Raw genomic sequence first — 20,448 nt, 5'->3', positions numbered from 1 at the left:
CCTATGCGCCTGCCGCTTTTTTAGCTCAACCCCTGTGGCGCTGCACAATCGGTGGGCAGGGGCTGTCGAAGCGTGCGGGGCGGGCCTCAGCCCGCCGCGCGGATCGCCTTTTCGGTCAGGCCGGCATCACCGATCGATGCGACGACCTGCACCTCGCCGTTCGTCCCGCTGCGTGCGAGCAGAACGACGTAATCGCCGACCGGTACGCCCGTTTCCAGTGCAAAGCTGGCGAGTACCGGCTTTCTCGCCAAGGCGATGCGCCGATCGGGCTTTGGCTTGGCGGCCGGCTGACGGAGTGCGCGTTCTGCCTTGACCACGCCTTTGATCCCGCCGTCGAACGCGTCGAGAAAGTCGCCGAGGCCACCGGTCGGCACCGCCATGCGGCGTGCATAGCCCAATACCGCGGCATATTCCGTCAGGCGCGTCTTGTCGTAATCCGCGCCGAAGACCAGCTTCACAACCGGCGTCATCGGCGCCCGCAATTGCAGCGTAATCCCGGCCGCATCCAGCAGCGCCTCATAGGATCCGGGATCACGGTCCGCGGCGGCGGCAAAGTCATGTGCTCGGCCAAGCGCCCGGTACAGGGTGGAGCGCGTGCGCGTGTCCGCCGCACGCACGGCGGCGGCGGTCTGTTGCGCCAGCATCAGCTGGTCGGCAAGGTTGGCAGCGGGGCCGGCGGGCGACCGGGTTTCGTCCTCGTCCGTATCGGCGCCTGCTGTGTCGTCCGCCTCCTCACGTTCCGCGCTCGGCCCGTCGGCCCAGATGGGCGCAGTCGTAGCGCGCGGCGGGGCGGCGCGAACGGCGGCCTGGACCTCGGCATCCAGTTGCGCCTGCAACTCGGCGTCGACCAGTTCCTTCCAGTTGATCACGCCGTAGATGAAGTCGATCGTGTCCTCGTCCGAGGAGAACGGCATCAGGATGCCGCGATACATCGTGTTGAAGCCGCGCTGCGAGACGAACTCCGCCTCGAACCCGATCGGCGCGCGATTGGCGATGATCTGGAGATAATGATCGGTGAGGCGCGACAGCAGCGAGCGACTCGGCACCTGAGAGATCAGCGTCACCGACGAATCGAGATCGCATTCGGCGCGGAGGGCGGAGCCTAGATAGGCGATGACGGGATCTTCCACCCCGCGCGAGAAATCGAGCAGCACCGCGTGCGGACCGAAATCGGCGATGTTCGCGGGATCCAGATCCTCGATCGAGGGATAGGCGCGACCGCCGAGCAGCGACACCCAGTGGTTATAGGCGCGCACATGCATCCGGCGCTCGTCGCTGCCGATCTCCAGTTTCGGTTCGTCGACGACCGGTTCGTCATCGACACCGTCGATCAGGCCCGAATTCAGGTCGCCATCGAAGCCGTGAACATTGTCCATTGCGCATACACCCTTCGTGGATCGCCCGTTCGATCCGCCGCTCAAGGCCGCTTTGTGCACCGGCCATGGTAAACGATGCGTAAAAGAGTGGTCGAAGATCGCGGTTAACAATGACATGCGAAGGCGATCTGGCGCGGAACGGGAGCGATCCTGGTAACGATTGCGAAGAACGGCGCTTGTAAGCCCCGAAGGGACCTGCTAACCGCGCCGCCTCGTGAGGGTTGATCCAACCAGCACGCACGCCGCTTTAGCTCAGTTGGTAGAGCATCGCATTCGTAATGCGGGGGTCACAGGTTCGAGTCCTGTAAGCGGCACCACTTCAAGACATTGTATTCGCTTAGATTTAATAGACCTGTGCGGCTATGGGCGGGTGGTGAGGCTCCGTGAGGAAGCAAAGCGGAAGCAGGCGGGCGTCCCATTGCTTCCGCTCGCCTCGGTGGTCCCGGCCTGCCGCCCCAGTGTTGATCCTTGCACCGTCCTCCACGAACCGCTCCAGATCGGCGGCATGATATCGCACAAGCCTCCGTCCGACTTTCTAATACACGGGACCACCACCCCTTAAGCGCCAGTCTTCTAAGGTACGGGGACTAGTGCCGAAATAGCTTGCCGCGTGGCCGGTAATTAGGAGGGGCTGTCCTCGCGGAACTCCCGCCCCGGTATCGTTGATGTCCGCCTGGGGGCTTAATAGACGGGTGTACGGTGGACACGCCCTCGTCATCCATACCCTTATGCGGAGCCTGACGTGTGCCGCCAATCTCTTTGGCTGCGGTAACAGCCCGCATCGGTGGTTCTCTAGCTAGAAGCGCACGCGCCATCGCCTTGCCCGATAAAGGGTACGCCACGGCTTCACTAGGTCCGGGGCGAATGGGCGATGATCTGCACAGCCCACAACCTCCTCAAGGCCAGGCGCTGAGCACCGGAGCGGTATCCGTTCGCTTCAACTGCAATGCCAACCCCAGCGCATAACCCGTTACTCGGACAGGCTCCTAGCCGTTGGCATCAAGACGGTAGCATTTACGCCGAATACGCTGTGGCCGACCCCGACAGGTCTCAACCTCCTATAATTCAAGAAAGTTATCGGATCGGAAGGATGAGGTTGATGAATTACGGCATTTTGCTGACTGTTGCGCCGATTTCGCTAATGATGCCTGTTTCGGCATCAGCGACACCAGATGCACCGGCCGCTGCTCCGCTGGCGCAGGCGCCCCATGGCTCCGATATCGTAACCACCGGCGTGGCGAAGGGCCGCGACCGTCTGGATAGCGCCACCTCGACAAGCGTGCTGCGCGAAGCAGAGATCACCAAGCTTGCGCCACGTTCGGTCGGTGAACTGCTGCGTGATATCCCCGGCATTCTGGCCGAAGCGCCCAACGGCGAAAGCATCGCGAACATCACGATCCGGGGCCTGCCGCTGTCGTCCTCCGGCGCGAAGTTCGTGCAGTTGCAGGAAGACGGTCTGCCGGTGACGGAATTCGGCGACATCATCGGGGCGAGTTCGGACAGCTTCGTGCGCGTCGATCTCAATCTGGCCCAAGTGGAGGCGATCCGGGGTGGCTCCGCTTCGACCTTCGCCTCCAATTCGCCGGGCGGGATCATCAACTTCATCTCGAAGACCGGCGAACGCGAGGGGGGCGCGGTGGCGCTGACCGCAGGCCTCGACTTCGACCAGTATCGTGCCGATTTCGATTATGGCGGTCGGCTGACCAGCAATCTGCGCTTTCATGTCGGCGGTTTCTATCGGCAGGGCGAAGGCCCCCGCCGGATCGGCTTCGATGGCCAGCGTGGCGGCCAGATCAAGGCTAACGTCACAAGGGAATTCACCGGCGGCTATATCCGACTGTACGGCAAGTATCTCAACGATCGTTCGCCTTTCTATGATTCGGTGCCGCTGCGCGTGACCGGCACCGATGCCGATCCGAAGTTGAGCGCGGTGCCGGGTTTCGATCCGACCAAGGATACGCTGTCGACCCGCGCCCTCCAGTCTGTGACGTTGCTCGACGAGAACAATCAGCCGATCCTGGAGGACATCCGCAACGGCCATCGGGTCAATGAGCAGGCTTTCGGCGTGGAGGGGCAGTTCACGCTGGCAGGCTGGACGATCATGGAACGGTTCCGGTACGCTGGAAGGTCGGGCGGGCTGATCGGGCCGTTCAGTAGCCTGATGCTGACCCCGGCCGCCGCGCTGACCCGGCTCGGTGCCACCGGAGGCAGCTTCAGATACGCGACGGGCGCCAACGCGGGACAGTTGATTAGCAACCCTGCGACGTTGAACGGCAACGGACTGATCGGCATCTACAACATTCGCGACCGGCGGCAGCAGGATGTCGGCAACGTCACTAACGACATCCGGGCCAGCCGGGTATGGGAAATGGGCGAGGCCAGCCTGACGACCACCGCAGGCTTCTATGCCGCGCGCCAGACCATCGACACGTCGATCCTGTACGGCGTCGCGGTGTCCGAAATCCGGGGCGGCGGAGATGCCGAGTTGCTAAACGTCTTCGACAGCACGGGGGCGGCGCGGACCGCGAACGGCATCTACGCCTACAATCCGTTGGCGGGCACGCAGCGCCGCACGTTGCGGCTGGCCTATACGGTGAACGCGCCGTTCGCCTCCGCGAACTACCGGATCGGTCGCGTGTCGATCGGCGGCAGCCTGCGCTACGATTATGGCAGCGCCAGCGGGCAGGTATTCGGGGTCGAACTGGGCAATGGCCGGGTCGGGCAGGTCGTGCGTGACATCGACGGAAGCGGCGAGATTTCGCCGCCCGAGCAGCGCGTCGGCGTGACCCCGATCGGCGCGCCAGGTCTGGTCGATTACGACTATCACTATCTGTCCTATTCGGCGGGCATCAACTTTCGCGTGTCGGAGCCGTTCGCGGTGTTCGGCCGCTACAGCCGCGGCGCCCGCGCCAATGCCGACCGGATCACGTTCGGCGCGGTGATCGACAATGCGACCGGCCGGTTGCTGATCCCATCGGCTTCCTACGATCCCGTCAAGCAGGCCGAAATCGGCGTGAAGTTCCGCCGGGCGGACCTGACGCTGAACCTGACCGGTTTTCACGTCGACGCGCAGGATACGAACATCAACACGTCGACCGGCGCCGTCATCGCGCGCGACTACCGTGCTACGGGACTGGAGTTCGAGGGCGGTATTCGCCACGGCCTGTTCAGCCTCACCGGCGGCGCAACCTGGACCGATGCGAAGATCGTCCGCGACCGGGTCAACCCCGCGATCGACGGCAACACCCCGCGTCATCAGGCCAGTCTGATCTTCCAGGCGACGCCGCAGATCAGCAACGATCGCTTCGCGGTGGGGGCCGTGTTCATCGGCACCACCGACAGCTACTCACAGGACGTCAACCTGCTGAAGATGCCGGGCTATGTCACGACCAACGCCTTCGTACAGGTCCGCCCGACCGAACGGCTGCTATTGTCGCTGAATGCCACCAACCTGTTCGATACGCGGGCACTCACCTCGATCGACGAGGATCGCATACCCGCCAGCGGCATCGTCCGCGGTCGGGTCCTGAACGGCCGGGCCATCTCTGCAACCGCGCGCCTGGACTTCTGATGGTTTAGAGGCGCTTGCGTGCCCTTTGTCATGATGTCTCTTCCTTGAGTTAGATCGTCAGCCGATGCGAAGACGATGCGGACGGGCTCGCGATGCAGGATCGGTACCGCTCGATCCTGCGCGAGGTCGATCTCTCAGCCCTCCTCGGCGTCTATAAGGAAGAACGCGGCTACCCGCCCTTTTGGGCTTTATGCTGATCAGCGGTCACTCGGCCATTCTGACGCAGGGGCAAATTGTGAATGCGTTTACGGCGGTGCCGATCACTGTCAGCTAATGGCTTAAATCTAAGGAGAACCGGCTGCCGATATCCGGTGGCCGAGTTCAACGCCGGCGACATCCCGTTATTTAGCTGCACGTCCTAACGCCTTGCTCCAGTGAAGCCCTCGATGCCCCGGCGGATGCCAAGCCACTCGAACGCCCGCCGGAACGGATACCCACTTGCAGCCTGGCTGCCGGATGAGATCCAAGGAACACCGCGAGCATTTCGCGAATTCGAGGCCTTCGTTCCAGATTGCGGCTGCTGGGCTGTGCCCTCGCATCGTACACATCCATGCCATGCTGCAATGATACCGTCCAAATCCGAGAATGCGGTAACTTTGTCGTCGGAGGCGGCCAGCCGAATATAATCGGTTTGGATCGACGACAGATTATGCCAGGTTCAGCGTCCTGACGGTCGCGTCTTGCTCCGCGAAGCTTTTGCGGATGGTAGTCATCATGGCGATCGCGGACAGGCGATATTTGGGCCAATTGTCCTGTGCCTCCGTGCTTGTCCATCTTCGGCGAAATGTGTCGTACTGGTTGCCGAGCATCACGCAGTCGGCTTTCAACTCCGCCGCTATCATCTTGTCGTTTCGATCCCCCGCAATGATTGGATCGAAGATGTTGGCGTGCTTGAATTGCTGGAACGTCTGCATCGCATCGCTCAACTTTTGTCGGTGTACTGCGATCGCCGGCCAAGCGTCGAGAGCCGAGCGGTTCAGGTCCGGACGAGCGATATCGAGGATCGAAAGGATCGCGCGCCGACGGTCGTGATATTCTCGGATGATCATATCTGGTGCCATCGCTAGCCGCTAGGCGGTGGCTGAGGCATCTGCAATTGACATAAACCTCTCCCAAAAAGACGCGCGGCAAAAGCAATCGAATACGGTGTGGCACCATAAATGGCAAAAAAGCTCGGAACGGAAATTGGAATTTTTATTAACGGGTCAAGCTGTTGCTTTATAGCAACACGGCGTGATGTTGTCGGTACTATGATCCGTAACTGATTGTTCCGCCGGTCTATCTGCGCATAAGGTCGTAAGCGAGGCAGGCCGGGGGGATCGGCCTGCGAGTTCGGGGGTAAAAATATATGCGTCGTTCGGCTATCGCGCTCTTTTGGGGCGCTTCCTCTGTCGGATTTGCTTTGCCGGCGTTTGCGCAAGACATACCGTCCGATGTGGCTGCCCCGACGGCGGTCAGCGAAGATCCGGGCAGTGATATCATCGTCACAGGTACGAGAGCGCAGGGACGTACAGTCGCAAACAGCACAGTCCCGATCGACGTCATCAACGGCGATACGATTTCGCAGTCTGGATACACCGAAACCAACAAGGTCCTCAGCCAGCTGGTACCCTCGTTCAACTTTCCACAGCCGTCTATTACGGACGGAACCGATACGGTGCGTCCGGCAACGCTTCGCGGACTGTCACCCGATCAGACACTGGTGCTGATCAACGGAAAGCGCCGTCACACGACGGCATTGCTGAACATCAATGGTTCGGTTGGTCGTGGATCTGCCGCCGTCGACCTCAACTTGATCCCCGCCATCGCGATCGGGCGCGTCGAAGTGCTGCGAGACGGTGCGGCAGCACATACGGGTCGGACGCGATTGCCGGCGTCATCAACTTCCAGCTTGCGGAAAAGCGCGATTTTTCTGGCCGAGTGACCGTCACGCACGGTTACTATGACACACGGACCGAGGGCGTACAGGGTTTTGGTAGCCTTGTGAGCCCAACCACCGGCGCACCGACGTTCGCTCCCGACGGAACCTTAGCAGTCCGGACCACGGGCGAGGATCGTCACGTCAAGGATGGCGCTTCGACGACCGTGGCAGCGACGGTAGGACTGCCGATCGGTCCGGAAGGATTCTTCGACGTTTCCGCCGAGTACAACGTGCGCAATCCAACGAATCGCACCGGTTTCGATCCACGTCAGCAATACGATCTGATCGGCGGCGCTCTTGATCCCCGCGAGTTCACGTTCAATCGATACAGCCACCGCTATGGTGACGCGAAGACGCAGGATATGAAGCTCTTCGTCAACGCCGGATTGCCGCTGGGCAGCGCGACGCTTTACGCTTTTGGTAGCTACAATTTCCGCGATGGTGAAAGCGCCGCATTCTACCGTCGTCCGCTCGCGGCTGATGGCCGGAGCATTGCATCGATCTACCCCAACGGATTCTTGCCAATCATCAACACGACGTTGGAGGACGTATCCGGGACGACCGGGATCAAAGGCGAGATCGGCAACGGGTTCCGTTATGACCTCTCGGTCGGTACCGCTAAAAACAAGTTCGATTTCCAGATCAAGAACTCGCTCAATCGTTCGTTCGGGCCATCCTCGCCAACGGCGTTTGACGCGGGAGGCCTGCGCTACACGCAGACTGTTGCCAATCTGGACCTGTCGAAGGAACTCGATTTCGGCGGTTTGAAAAGCCTGACCCTGGCCGGCGGTGCGGAATATCGCCGCGAGACCTTCAAGCTTCGCCCTGGCAACGGACCAAGCTATCTGAGCGGCACTTTTGGTGGTGCAGCAGGTGCTCAGGGTTTCCCGGGTATCTCCCCGACGATCGGCGGCCAGCGCGTCGATCAGTTGCGAGCTCGACATAACGTATCGGCCTATGCCGAGCTGGATGCCGAAATCAGCGACGCGTTCACGGTGCAGGCGGCTGGCCGTTATGAGGACTATTCGGACTTCGGTTCGGACTTCAACGGAAAGCTCGCCGCGCGTTTCGAACTCGTAAGAGGCTTTGCAATTCGCGGCGCCGCTTCGACCGGTTTCCGTGCGCCGTCGCTGCAGCAACAGTTTTTCTCGGCTTCAGCGACCAACAACGTCAACGGGGTCCTGCTGGAGACCGTTACCCTTCCGACCGACAATCCGATCGCGATCGCGCTCGGTGCGACACCGCTGAAAGCAGAGACCTCCGTCAGCTACTCGGCGGGCGCGGTATTCACCGCCATCCCCCGTGTCACGCTTACGGTCGATGTCTATCAGGTTTCGATCGACGACCGTATCGTAGTGACCGACAATCTGACGGCTTCGCGTACGAACGGTGTCCCCTCGGGCACCAATCCAGGGCTTGCCATCGCGACGATCCTCAACAACGCCGGTTTCAACGCCACGAATGCCGCTCGCTTCTTTGTGAACGGCGTGGATACGCGAACGCGCGGAATCGATGCTGTTTTGACGTACCGGGCGGATCTGGCTGGTGGCAAAGCGAACTTCACGGCCGGCTACAACTACAATGAGACCAAGATCAATCGTGTTTTGGCCGCTCCAGGGCCATTGGCAAACATCCCCGGCCTAGTGCTGTTCGGGCGTCAGGAATCGCTGCGCCTTACGGATGGGCAGCCGCGTACCAAAATCAACTTCTCGCTGGACTACGATCACCAGTGGATCGGCTTCAACGTCCGCACCAACCGCTACGGTAAGACGTTGGCGGCGGGCACCGATCTGTTCGGCGACGTGCCGTTGGCCGCAAAGTGGATCACTGACGTTGAAGTCCGTGGAACGGTGTCGGACCGCATCGAACTCGCTATTGGTGCGAACAACGTTTTCGACGTGTACCCTACGCTGACGCCGACGGGCCGGGGTATCGATCCGGTGACAAATGCGGCTCGTAACTACGGTGCGACCAACTACGTGACGCCGTATTCCAGCTTTTCGCCGTTCGGCTTCAACGGGCGTTACCTCTACGCGAGGGCGAGTGTGAAGTTCTAAGGAACAAACGTTCGGTCGGCGGGGAGGGGGCTAACGCCCCTTTCTCCTCAAGAACCTGACGTCTGCGCTTCAGTTTTTAAAAAGTGGCGGTTTCCGACGGTTTCAGCTGAGCAGCCCCAATTGGGTTGACGGGCTTTGATACCCTTGAAAGGTCTGGATCGATTTGTGGCTCCCGGCACGTGTTTATGGCGTCTACGAAAACGTGTTGGCATGGAATGACAAATTTTTCTGGATCGCCGTCCATCAAAACGGGTGGTCCGCTAAACCCGAGAAGAGTTAGAACAAGGACGCTAGGGAAGATGCGAGTTCGTCTTTGCGAAACGGCTTTGTAAGCCGAGATATGCCCGCGTCGATCGCGGATTGTTCTGCGTAACCCGATACGAGCAGTGCCGGGATATCAGGCCTAGCCGAGCGGACCGCCTGGATTAAGTCGGTGCCGACGATGCCGGGCATAAGATGATCGGTCACGAGCAGGTCGAAGTGTATTCCGCCGTTCACCAGCCGTAGGGCCTCTTCGCCGGACGAGGCCTCAATTACCTCGTAGCCAAGATCGGTCAGCATGTCTGCCGTGCTCATTCGAACCAGAGCCTCGTCATCGACCAGCAGCGCAGTTCCAGTTATTGTTTGTGACACTGGTTGATCGGCCATCGGCGCAATCTGGCTTACGTCTGCGACCCCTTGCGGAAGCCAAAGTTCGACATTCGTGCCGAGATCAGGTTGGCTTAGGATCGTGAGCGCTCCGCCCAGTTGGGATGCCAAGCCGTGAACCATGGAGAGCCCTAGCCCAGTTCCTTTACCAACACCTTTGGTCGAGAAGAACGGCTCAACGGCTCGCGACAAGGTTCCAGCATCCATGCCCACGCCGGTGTCGGCCACGGAAAGGCGGATATAGTGCCCTGCCTTGAGCTTTGAGCGATGGCCAGACCGGATCGACGCAACTTCCGCCGAGATCCGCAGCGTGCCACCCTCCTGCATTGCATCCCTCGCATTTACGGCAAGATTGAGAATTGCCATTTCGAGTTGGTTTGGATCGGCCATGGCACGCGGCAGGTCATTTTTGACGTCTATCACCACCCTGATTTGCGGGCCGGTCGTGCTCGATACGAGTTCGCCCATTTCGGAAACGAGTTTGGCGACATCGACTGCCACCGGCTGCAGCGGCTGGCGCCGGGCAAAGGCGAGCAGACGTTGCACGAGCGTTCTAGCGCGCTCCGCGGATTGTACCGCACCTGCGATAAGACGCTGTTCACGCTCTCCGCCCAGCCCCTTCCGCTGCAGCAGGTCCAGGCTACCGACAATCGGGGTAAGAAGATTATTGAAATCGTGCGCGACGCCACCTGTAAGCTGGCCCATTGCTTCCATTTTCTGACTCTGGCGAAGTGCTTCCTGCGCCTCCTCGCGTTCTGTAACTGCGTTAGCGATGCGGGCTTCCAATGTTCCGTTTAGTTCACGGAGCGCCTCTTCGGCCTCTTTGCGAGCGGTTACTTGTACAGCGGTGCCCGTAAGTCGGACGCATTTCCCCTCTGCGTTGAAAGCGCCGCGTCCCTTGGCCTCTACCCAACGGACAATCCCGTCTTCTTTCCCGACAGTCCGATATTCAACGTCGTAGAGGGCGCGCCGAGTGGGATCCGCCGCTGCCGTGAAGGCAACGATGGTTTTTTCGCGATCGTCGGAGTGGAGTCCCTCGTAGAAGTCGTTGAGGCTAACGGGCACGTCGGCTGAAATACCAAACATTGCCTTGGTACGGGGTGGCCAGATCAGCACGTCGCTGACGAGATCGACATCCCAAAACCCTACATCTGCGTTGTCGACCGCGAGCCGTAATCGTTCTTCGCTTTCGCGCAGCCGGGCTTCCGCCCCCACTCGCTCGACATGGGCCCAACAGCGCTCGACCACCTCTTTCACCAACGCGATCTCGGCGCTGTTCCATGCCCGTGGCCGGTCCTGGTGGATCGCCATCATCGCAGCTAGCCGTCCCTCTTTGATTAGCGGGCAACAGATGATCGCATCGATACCGATCGCCTGGAACATCTCGCGACCCTCGCCGGGTTCCAGCTCTGCAAGAACATCACGAACGACGAGCGTTACACCGTCGCGCATTTCGGCAGCCGCACGGGATCCGAATAAATCGAGGCTATATTCACCGACCGAGCTTTCGATTCCGGGAGAGTTGAAGTCGTTCCGGATAGTGAACCTATCAGCGTCCTCCGCAACGTCTGCGTAAGCGCACCGCGACGCGCCCAAATCCTGGCCGAGCATCTCGGTAGCCGCGCGCATCGCATCGGAGGCATTGCTGGATCGGAACAACCGTTCCTCTAGCTCGCTCAAGAAACGCAATCGGGTTTCCCGCTCACGTAAGGCAGTTTCCGCCTGCGTCTGCCTTGTAGTCTCCGTACAAGCGCAAAGGATGCCGACGATTTGGTCGAGGTCGTCTCGTACGGGCGAGTACGAAAAGGTAAACGTCGTGTCCTCGTCATACCCATGCCGGTTCATGCGCAGCGGTAGATCTTCAAGCCAAACAGCGTTGCCAGCAATCGCTCTGTCGATCAACGGCGAGATATCGTCCCATATCTCGGACCAAATCTCTTGGAATGGTCTACCCATTGCCCGGGGATGTTTGTCTCCGAGGATGCCTGCGTAGGCATTGTTGTACAAAAAGGTAAGCTCGCTTCCCCACGCAATGAACATGGGAAATCCAGAATCCAGCATTAGCTTCACAGCGATCCGGAGTGCGGTTGGCCATTCATTTGCGGGGCCCACAGGCGTGGCAGACCAATCAATATCACGCATTGACACTGCCGCCGCTGAGCGTGTCGCGAGTAGCCACGAAGGACCCGAGTTCATTTCTAAGTGTTGATCTTGCGGTGTCATCGCCAGGGTTTATCAGGGGCCGTCTGCTCAAGCGAACATTTTAGCCTCGCGACAGGTGGAGTCCAGGCGCGCCTAAATGGGATGCAGCAAGCTGCTGCCCTTTCGCACGGCAATCGCAGAAGGGATCTATGCCGTACCTTCAGTTTTGCATTCACGCCAGGGGTGCGTCTTAGTGATGCCGGAGAACAGGTCGGTGGGTGCAACGAACGACGGTCTCGACGAGCTTTTCGACAGACACGAAGCGTTGCTGGTGACCGTCGTTGATCAGACACATGACTGCATCAAACTGCTGAGCGTCGACAGGATAATTCGGTATGTGAACAGGACAGCTGCTATGGCAATGGACCTAACGGCGCCTTCTGAGATAATCGGTCAGCCATAGTTAAGGCCGCTGGCCGGCGGAAAACCTCTTGGATGCATTTGACACCCTTGCTGAAGCGCGGAAAGGTAATCTTGGCCGGTTTACGGCTCCGAGGCCGCGCCCAAATGGCTTGCTGTCGTGATGCGACGCGACAGCGGGAGGCACCCTCGACCGAGAAGTGACCCCCGGGAACATGACCGTAACTGTAAGGCTACCGATCATTTGACGATTTACCACACCGACTTCGTCGGCCGAGTTCAGAGGTATAGCGCAGGTTGCAATTTCCCGTTTTCCCAAGCCGAGGCACTTTCAATAGGACGGGCCGATAGAACGGCTTCGAGTGGATCTGGGTGGTCAATGGGAGACCGAAAAAACCCGTGTTTGTCATAACGAGAAACTGAGGAAATCCGCTGATTTCAGGCGGATTGTGAGTAGCCTTCGTAATGCGGGGGTCACAGGTTCGAGTCCTGTAAGCGGCACCACCTTCTTTATGGCATTTCCACAAGGTAACGGTGCCGCTGGCGCTGAGAGCTGGACAACCGTTTGAGTTCTGCTTCGTCCGCTTTCATAGGGGCGCCGAGGCAATACTCGCCTACCCGATAGGGCTATCGCGAAGCGTTCTATTTGGCTTCCTCTATGGTGCGCTGCCTTTGCACCGGTAACTGTGATGCGCTACGTCCGTCCCGAACTACGAAGCGAATGGATCGAGTTTGGACGAGTGGCGGCCCCTGACAGCGAACCTCACTGCCTTCGGGGTTTTTATGTTCGTCGGCTATCTATTTTCGGCTCGACTGGGTTACCTCGCTTCCGCCGAATGGAAGCGTCATCCCTCACGAAAGCGACGCGGTATTACAACAATGCGACAAGAACGCGTTGTATGGACCGGAATAGCTATAGCCTTAGCTGTCGGGGCATTTTACAGACAGCTTGACCTGCAGAATTTAATTAGCGGGATCGGTCGGCAGATCGCGAAAGAAGCAATGCTATATAATGGCAGGCAGTCATATCAAGCGATCGTTGTCTGTATTATAGGTGTAGTAATTTTGGCCGCGGCCGTCCTTCTTTTAGGTTGTCTTCGCCGGATCGATTCCTTAGCACTGATTGCCTTAACGGCCCTTTTAATTCTTGTAACAATGCAGGTCTTAAAAACTATCTCTAGTCATCAGATAGACGCGATTTTTCAGGCCGGTTTCGGTGGGATCAATACTTATAATTTGGCCGAGGCGGCCAGCTTGTTTACAATCTGTCTGGCAGCTGTTTTGTACCGCCGGGAGTCGCTGGTTGTTAAAAGAGGGTAGGCCAGATGGCGGCCCTTCTGCAACTGCGTGCAATAGGACCGCGATTCTAATGAGATGTTTCGGCTAAGCCCCTGCAACGCTTCAATATTCGGGTCGTCTCTAGGAAAGGCTGCGTTGCTTCCTACCAAATGTAGAGCCTGAAGGCCTGTATTCGTCGTGGACTCGGTGGGGTCATCAGACGGGCGGGTTAACAGCGAGCGCTGGCAAGCAAAGTCGGATCTGCTTTGAAATAGTATTGGGTCAGTTTGCCTGGCGCGTCTAACATGCCGCTGATGATAGCGGTATCTGTCGTATCCAAGGACCCGTAATGGAGTACGCCGTCATACCGAAGCACTGAACCGCCGGCTAGTCATCCGGCCTCGAAGGCACACCAACGCGCTCAGTCGCTACAAAGCCTGCGCATCCTTCAATCAGGCCCGTTTTACGTAGGAGAAGCGCTGCGGCGGGCTTCGGGTTAAGCTGACGCTCAGTAATGGCGCGGACGTCTGCCTGTTCCATATACGGCTGAGTACGCCTAGCCTGTGGCGTACCGAACGGCGTCATCAGGACGAGCGGGAAAGTCCTGGGGCCGTACCGGGAAGCATCGCCGGGGCCGAGGCCCCGGCGACCTGTCATCAAAAGCGGATGCTGACGGCAGCGCGGACGCCGTAGCTGCCGATTTCCTTCGAAATCGATCCGAACCCGTTGACGCCGACCGTGATACGCTGGCCGAAAGCCAGGTCGGCGCCGCCTTCCAGGTCGGCGCTGTTGCGGCCGAGTGGCGTGCCGGCGACGTTGAACTTGCCCGCCGCGCCCACGAACGCTGCCGTGCGCGTGTCTCCGCCGAGTTTGCCCCAGCCGCGGCGATACGCGACCGACATATGCGGCAGGAGCGAGACGGTTTCTGAAACGGGCGCCGTGCCGCCGATGCGGAGGCCCAGGCTCGTGAAGTCGGCATCGCGCGTGTCGCGTCCGACCGACAGTGCGCCCGTACCGCCCGTTTCCACGAACGCCTTGCTGCGCAAGCTGGTGAACTCGTTGCGAAGGTACGGCGCGACGGTGATGTTGCCATCGACGACGCGGTACGATGCTTCCCCGAACAGTTGCAGGCTGGTGGCTTCGCTCTTGCTCGCGAGGCTGGCCGCGATACCGGTAACGCCTGGCGTGCGCGTGCTGCTGAGATCGTGCCATGCATAGCCGATCCCGGCCTGTACGACGATCCGGTCGTCCTGCCAGGCGAGGCTACCGCCAACCGACTTGGTCTTCGCATGCGCGCGGCTTCCAAGGGCGGAGGCCTGGATCCGGTTGTCGGCATAACCGCCGTTCAGCCCCACACGCCAATTCCCGCCGGCATAGTCCAGTCCGCCGATCATGCCGGTCTGGTTTCCGGAAACATTGGCGAGGCCGGTCCGACGTTCGCTGTCGGTATAGGACTGAATACCTTGTGCCCACAGACCGAAGCCTTCGCCGCCGTTCTCACGACCACGCGACAGGACGGCATCGACCATGCGGCGCCCCCCGTCGATGAGCAACGCAGAGGTGCTCGCATGGATTTCCCCCGACAGTCGATCGAAGGTGGCGGCTGCACTGCCCGTCGTTTGCAGCAAGGCGACGGTGTAGATCGCGTTGCCGATGCCCAGCGCCTGTACCGCATTGGCGACGGCGACCTGGTTGCCCGTATTGCCCAATGTCGCGAACGATATGTCGTTGCGAGCGAGCGTCAGCGTCACCGCGGTGGTGCTGTAGTTGAGCGATGGCGAAAGGAAGGCGAGGTTGGACGTTACGCCCGTGAAGCGGCCCGTCACGCCACCTGCGCCGGTGAGCACGGTGTAGTCGGTCAAATTGGCATAATTGCCCGGTGCTGCCGTTACCGCGACCGTGCCGCCGTTGATCGTGACGGTACCGGAAGCGTTCACGCGATCCGCCGCGCCCGCGGCGTTTGCCTCGACGCCGAAGATCGACCCCGTTGCGAAGACGACGTTGCCGACGACCGTCTGCGTTCCGATCGAGTTACCGGGAGCATAGGTGCCGCCGGCGCCGATCGTAACGTTGCCGGTCGTGCCTGTTCCGCCCAGCGTGCCGCCCGAGTTCACGACAAGCGGCGAGACGATGCTGCCGTTCACCGCAAGGCGACCTTCGTCCACCGCCGTCCCGCCGGTATAGGTGCTGGTACCGGTTAGGTTGAGCGAGCCCGATCCCGTCTTGGTCAGCGTGCCGTTGCCGACCAAAGCGCCCGAGAAGGACGTGTTGGTGGCCTGGTTCACGGCGAGCGAACCATTGTCGATGTTGACGCTTGCCGTGGTGCTCGTTCCGGCGAGTTCGGCCACCGTCTGCGGCAGGCCGGACAGATCGATCTGCCCGTTGCCTTCGACGGTCAGCTCGGTTGTCGGGACGACCGCCGTCGTCAGGCGGATCGACCCGCCATTGACGGTCGTCGTGCCGGTGAAGGCATAGCCCGTGCCGAAGGTGAGCTTCCCGGCGCCGTCCTTCACGATCGATCCCGTGCCGGTCAGTGCGCCGCCGAACATATAGTCGTCCGAACGGTTTACGTTGAGCGTTCCGTTATTGACGAGCGAGCCCGTAAAGGTGCCGGTCGTGCCGCCGTTGCCGAGCTGTAAGGTCCCGCCCGCATTGGTCGTAACCGCTCCGCCCTGCGTACCGGTCAGCAGCAGGCGCCCGCTATCGACGGTGCTGCCGTTGCTGGTGGTGATGGCGTCCGTACCGTCCAGCGTGACGGTACCGGGGCCGGTCAGGAGGACGCTGCCCGAACCGCCGATCGTCATGTTGCCCAGTGTGCTGCCGCTGGCGACCGCATCACTGCGCACGACGACGGTACCATTGGCGACGATCGCGGGGGCAGAGATTCCGACGATCCCGGTTGCACCGTTTGCAAGCTCCAGCGCGCTGCCGGTGTCGACGGTAACGGTATTGAAGGCGCTGGGGCCATTGGCGTCGGCGGTCCAGTAGCCGTTCTGAACGGTCAGGCTATCGAAGCCGGTGAAAGCGGCGATCGACTGCGTGGGGGACGCGGTCGTCGTCGTTCCGCTGAGGAAGGCGGCATCGGTGCCGCCACCGCCGGCAATAACGCCGGTGACGCGCGATCCGGTCCGCAGCGTGACGCTGTCATCGGTCGCACCGAAACGAACGGCGACATCGCCGGTCCCCACGATCGCACCGCTGTTGGTCAGCGCGGTCGCACCAGCCGCGACGATCGCCGCACCGCCGGTGCTGCTGATCGTGCCTTCGTTGACGATCGTGTTGCTGCCGCCGATCGTATCGATGCCGGAAAGCGCGCCCGTGATGCTGGCGCCCGACGCGACAGAGATGTTTACCGCGCCCGGTGGATCGATGAACAGACCGATGCCGCTTGCCGATGATACCGCGCCGGTGATCGAAACGGTTGCAGCGCCCCCCGAGCCATTGGCGATGATATGGACGGCATCCGCGCCTTCGCCTGTCGCGCTGGCGTTACCGATGGTCGCGGTTACCGCGCCGGTTACGGCCTCGAGATAGATAGCATGGCCGTATTGCGTAAACTCCTCGTCGGTGATGGTTGCGGCAGTCGACGAGGCGGAACCGCTGACGAGTGTCACGCCGGTGCCGCCGACGGCATAAATCGCCGAGTTGGCAATTCCACCCGCACTCGCAGTGCCGCTGCGGATATCGACCAGTCCGTCGACAGACGCGAAGATGCCATTGCCCTGAGTGGCAGTCGCCGTAAGGCTGTCGATCGACAGGTCGCCGCCCGATTGCACGTCGATACCTTGTGAGCCTTCGCCCGTCGTCGCGATCGTGCCGCTGTTGACGATCGCCACGACGCCACCACCAGCGCGAACCCGGACGCCGGCGGCGCGGCTGCCGCTGGTCTGCGTCGTGCCGGAGGTCGTGATGGAAATTGCGGCGGCGGCGACATTGGGGCCGCGGAAAGACGATGAGATCGCGTTGCCAGCTTCCACGTGAACGCCGTCCGATTGCGCGCCCGATGTGGTGATGTCGTTACTGGCGATGGTGATCGCACCCGACTGACTCGTCGCGACGATGCCGGCGGAGTAACGCGGCTGGGTCCCCGCGAGACGCGTGGTGCCGCTGGTCGAGATCGCGCCGGTGCTGTCGATCGTGATCGCGCCCGCATCGCTCGACGCCTGGATGCCATAGGCACCGTTGCCGACGGTGGTGATCGATCCGGACGTGATCGCGACGGTGCCCGGCTGGGTAATGCCGGCTTCATCGCTGCTGAAGACCTGCGCGTTGATGCCGAAGCGATTGCCGAGGCCGGTGGCGAGGATCGTTCCGCTATTGACGATGACGCCAGCGCCGTTGGCCTGGATTCCGCCACCCGTAGCCGCGGCCGCGCCGTTCAGCGTGATCGACCCGCTGTTGATGACGGTCGGCGCGGTGGAGGAAGATCCGCTGGCATACCCTGCATCGATGCCGACATGGCCGGTGGCGATCGTCTCGCTGGTGACGGTGACGCCGATGCCGTATGCGGCGATCGCGACGGCGTTGCCTGCGACGACCGATCCGCTGTCGACATTGATCGTCGCGCGGGGGCCGAACGCATTGATGCCGCCCGCTTCGCTGGTCAGCGTCGTGCTTTTGACCGCGACCGTGCCCGGGGCCGCACCTGCCCCGGATCCGGAACTCGTCTGTGCAAAGATCGCTTGGTTGTTGCCGGTGACGGAAAGAATACCGCTGGTGACACTGGCATTATCACGGCCCTGGACGAAAATGCCGCGATTGTTGGTGACGGCAAGATCGGTCGAGACGAGCGTTGCCGTATCGCCCGACGAGATTGCCACGAGACCGGTCGAAGCCCCGCCGGTTACCCGTGCGATGCCGCTGGTCACGGACACCGCCCCGACGGAACGGGCGTCGACCGCCGCGCCCGTGGAGATCGTATCCGCGACGTTGACGGTGATCGGCCCGGTCAGGCCATTGCTGCTGAGGTTGATCGCCGCATGTGCGCCGCTGCCCGTGGTGCGGACGATGCCAGCCTGCACGTTGATAGGTGCGGTGGCGCCCGATACCGGGACGACGACGATCGCGGACGCATCCGCGCCGGTCGCGCGAATGTCGCTCGCGTTGATCGTTACCGGCCCAGCGGTATTCAGAATGAAGATGCCGGATGCGCCTCTGCCGCTGGTGGCGATCGGGCCCGATGTAAGCGAGGTTGCCCCGGAATATGTACCAGCACCCGGTGCCAGATATATGCCGTGCGAGAAATCGCCGGTGGTTGTCACTGGACCGGCGCCGGTCAGCGTCATCGACCCGCTGGTGATGTTTGCGGTAATGCCGTACGCGCCGATACCGCCTGTGGTAATCGATCCGCTATTGGCGATCGTTACCGCTCCGGTACCGGGATAGACCTTGATCGCGGTGGCGTAGTTGCCGGTCGTGACGATCGGGCCCGTATTGCTGATCTGCGTTGGATTGCCCGTTTCGGCCACAACACCCGTGATGTCGATCGCGGTTGAATATTCGCCGTGCGTCGTGATCGCGCGGCTGGTGATATCGATCGATCCGGACGTGCCATTCACTGCGATGCCGCGCGAAAACGCTCGGGAAGTGGTGATAGAGTCGCTGTCCACTGCGATCGCGCCGGAAATCATGGTTCCGTTCCGGCCGCGGGTCGGGGTTGTCGGCGTTACTAAAATCGCGTCCGCCTCCTCCCCCGTCGTCGTGATCGTGCCGCTGACCACGTCGACCGATCCGGTAGTCGGAATGTCATTGGAGATATTGGCGTTCGGGCTGACGAAGATACCCGTGGCGGCGTCGCCGGACGTGTTGATCGTAGTGCTGCGAATGGCGGTAACCCCAACGGCGCTACCATAGATTCCCCGCGCGTAATCGCCGGACGTGCTGACCAGTTCGCTCGTCACCAAGCCATTGGTATTGGCATATTGCAGCGCAATGCCAACCTGCCCATATCCTTGCGTGGAGGCGGTTCCGGAACGGATGGTCGCATTCCCGAGGGCGGATTGAACGAAGATTGCCGCGCCCTGATTGCCGTTACCCGTCAGCGTCGCAAGCTGGCTGTCGACCTCGACGGTGGCACCTTGCCCGATGATCGCGTTGGGCGACACGAGGCCGCTGGCGGTCGCGAATTTGCTGTTGATGACCGTGGCGCCAGCTCCGGACGTGAAAATGCCGCGTCGCGCGCCGATCGTCTGGTCGGCGTTGACCGTAACGTTGCCTCCGGCGCTGCTGATCGCGTTCATTGCAGTGCTGTTGGTGGCGGTGCTGGTGATCGTTCCGCTGGTGATCGAGAGTTCGCCACTCGTCACGCGTGCATCGATGCCGGCCGTCTGGCCAGTGCCCGTCGCGGTAACGGTTCCGCTATTCACGGTCGTGTTCCCGGTGCCGGTATTGTTGGCCCATATGCCCACGCCGAGCGGCGTGCCGGAGGGTGCCGGGTTGGTGGCATTATTTTCAACGTTTACGGTCGCAGTGTCGATTGCGATGTCACCGCTGGAAACCGTGACATCGATGGTGCGTGGACCACCGGAAACCGGATCGGTCTGCGTCAGGACATACGGGCCGGTGCCGGAATAGGCGATGTTTTCGGCCATGGCCGGTGCCGTGGCACCGAGCGTGCTTCCGAGCGCAGTCGTCAGCAGAAGGATCCGACGAACGGCGTTGGAATGCCGCGCGCCTGCGCTCAGTGATGTGATCTGCATGTAATCCCCATTGTCGAAGCCACCGCGACACCGCGAAAGCGGGCGCACACGAGCCGCCTAGGATGGTAAACATTACGGAAACGTTCCCGGTGGGTGCCCACTTGGGGAGAAGAACGTCCGTTCGTACCCGGCTTGCTATCTAAGATGAGCCAGTATCCTTCGGAAAAGACCGGATAATCCAGAACCAATCATGATTATTCGCAAGCCCAAAAGTTTTTCGACCTGTGAAAGGATCGGTACTTTGAAGGGCGGGGTTTTGTCTTCCGGAACTCGAAGTTTCGCTAATAGCTTTGCGGTCAGGATGGGCAGTATTCGGGCTTCCGTCGTGCATCTTACC

Annotated in this window: 8 protein-coding genes and 1 tRNA gene; 5 read left to right on the top strand and 4 right to left on the bottom strand. The window is 60.9% G+C overall.

Features of this window, described 5'->3' with window-relative positions; genetic code table 11:
- Positions 1 to 86: 86 nt before the first annotated feature.
- Complete coding sequence (locus H5J25_RS13530) at positions 87 to 1,376, bottom strand: PAS domain-containing protein (protein ID WP_202091799.1); 1,290 nt, start codon at positions 1,374 to 1,376, stop codon at positions 87 to 89.
- A 241-nt stretch (positions 1,377 to 1,617) separates the two neighbouring features.
- Here H5J25_RS13530 and H5J25_RS13525 point away from each other — a divergent pair.
- A tRNA-Thr gene (locus tag H5J25_RS13525) sits at positions 1,618 to 1,693 on the top strand.
- Between the two features lie 782 nt (positions 1,694 to 2,475).
- On the top strand, positions 2,476 to 4,947 hold the full coding sequence (locus H5J25_RS13520) for a TonB-dependent receptor domain-containing protein (RefSeq protein WP_225883116.1): 2,472 nt from the start codon (positions 2,476 to 2,478) through the stop codon (positions 4,945 to 4,947).
- A gap of 647 nt (positions 4,948 to 5,594) precedes the next feature.
- On the opposite strand, the gene H5J25_RS13515 is transcribed toward H5J25_RS13520, so the two are convergent.
- On the bottom strand, positions 5,595 to 6,008 hold the full coding sequence (locus H5J25_RS13515) for a hypothetical protein (protein ID WP_202091795.1): 414 nt from the start codon (positions 6,006 to 6,008) through the stop codon (positions 5,595 to 5,597).
- A 287-nt stretch (positions 6,009 to 6,295) separates the two neighbouring features.
- Here H5J25_RS13515 and H5J25_RS20765 point away from each other — a divergent pair, with 287 nt between their 5' ends.
- Both H5J25_RS20765 and H5J25_RS13510 read left to right on the top strand, forming a co-directional pair.
- Entirely contained in the window at positions 6,296 to 6,871 is a 576-nt protein-coding gene (locus tag H5J25_RS20765; RefSeq protein WP_225883115.1) for a TonB-dependent receptor plug domain-containing protein, read from the top strand.
- Entirely contained in the window at positions 6,868 to 8,925 is a 2,058-nt protein-coding gene (locus H5J25_RS13510; protein WP_225883114.1) for a TonB-dependent receptor plug domain-containing protein, read from the top strand. Before H5J25_RS20765 ends, H5J25_RS13510 begins: the two co-directional genes overlap by 4 nt.
- Before the next feature lie 276 nt (positions 8,926 to 9,201).
- On the opposite strand, the gene H5J25_RS13505 is transcribed toward H5J25_RS13510, so the two are convergent.
- A complete protein-coding gene (locus H5J25_RS13505) occupies positions 9,202 to 11,715 on the bottom strand; it encodes an ATP-binding protein (RefSeq protein WP_202091793.1) in 2,514 nt (837 codons plus the stop codon).
- Between the two features lie 1,203 nt (positions 11,716 to 12,918).
- On the opposite strand from H5J25_RS13505, the gene H5J25_RS13500 reads away from it, so the two are divergent.
- Positions 12,919 to 13,455 (top strand): hypothetical protein, encoded by a 537-nt coding sequence (locus H5J25_RS13500; protein ID WP_202091791.1) that lies wholly within the window; start codon positions 12,919 to 12,921, stop codon positions 13,453 to 13,455.
- A 614-nt stretch (positions 13,456 to 14,069) separates the two neighbouring features.
- On the opposite strand, the gene H5J25_RS13495 is transcribed toward H5J25_RS13500, so the two are convergent.
- The gene (locus H5J25_RS13495) at positions 14,070 to 20,111 is read right to left on the bottom strand and encodes an autotransporter domain-containing protein (protein ID WP_202091789.1); all 6,042 of its coding nucleotides are present in this window, start codon (positions 20,109 to 20,111) and stop codon (positions 14,070 to 14,072) included.
- Positions 20,112 to 20,448 lie beyond the last annotated feature (337 nt).

It is taken from the genome of Sphingomonas aliaeris (assembly GCF_016743815.1).
GTDB classification, from domain to species: Bacteria; Pseudomonadota; Alphaproteobacteria; order Sphingomonadales; family Sphingomonadaceae; genus Sphingomonas; species Sphingomonas aliaeris.
Note: the sequence above shows the minus strand (reverse complement) of the source record. Positions and strands in the feature narration are given on the sequence as shown.

What these genes read in the sequence shown, in the direction of transcription:
- H5J25_RS20765 (WP_225883115.1), top strand. Translation starts at nt 6,296, where the DNA reads ATGCGTCGTTCGGCTATCGCGCTCTTTTGGGGCGCTTCCTCTGTCGGA.
- H5J25_RS13530 (WP_202091799.1), bottom strand. Translation starts at nt 1,376, where the DNA reads ATGGACAATGTTCACGGCTTCGATGGCGACCTGAATTCGGGCCTGATC.
- H5J25_RS13515 (WP_202091795.1), bottom strand. Translation starts at nt 6,008, where the DNA reads ATGGCACCAGATATGATCATCCGAGAATATCACGACCGTCGGCGCGCG.
- H5J25_RS13520 (WP_225883116.1), top strand. Translation starts at nt 2,476, where the DNA reads ATGAATTACGGCATTTTGCTGACTGTTGCGCCGATTTCGCTAATGATG.
- H5J25_RS13505 (WP_202091793.1), bottom strand. Translation starts at nt 11,715, where the DNA reads ATGCGTGATATTGATTGGTCTGCCACGCCTGTGGGCCCCGCAAATGAA.
- H5J25_RS13495 (WP_202091789.1), bottom strand. Translation starts at nt 20,111, where the DNA reads ATGCAGATCACATCACTGAGCGCAGGCGCGCGGCATTCCAACGCCGTT.
- H5J25_RS13500 (WP_202091791.1), top strand. Translation starts at nt 12,919, where the DNA reads ATGTTCGTCGGCTATCTATTTTCGGCTCGACTGGGTTACCTCGCTTCC.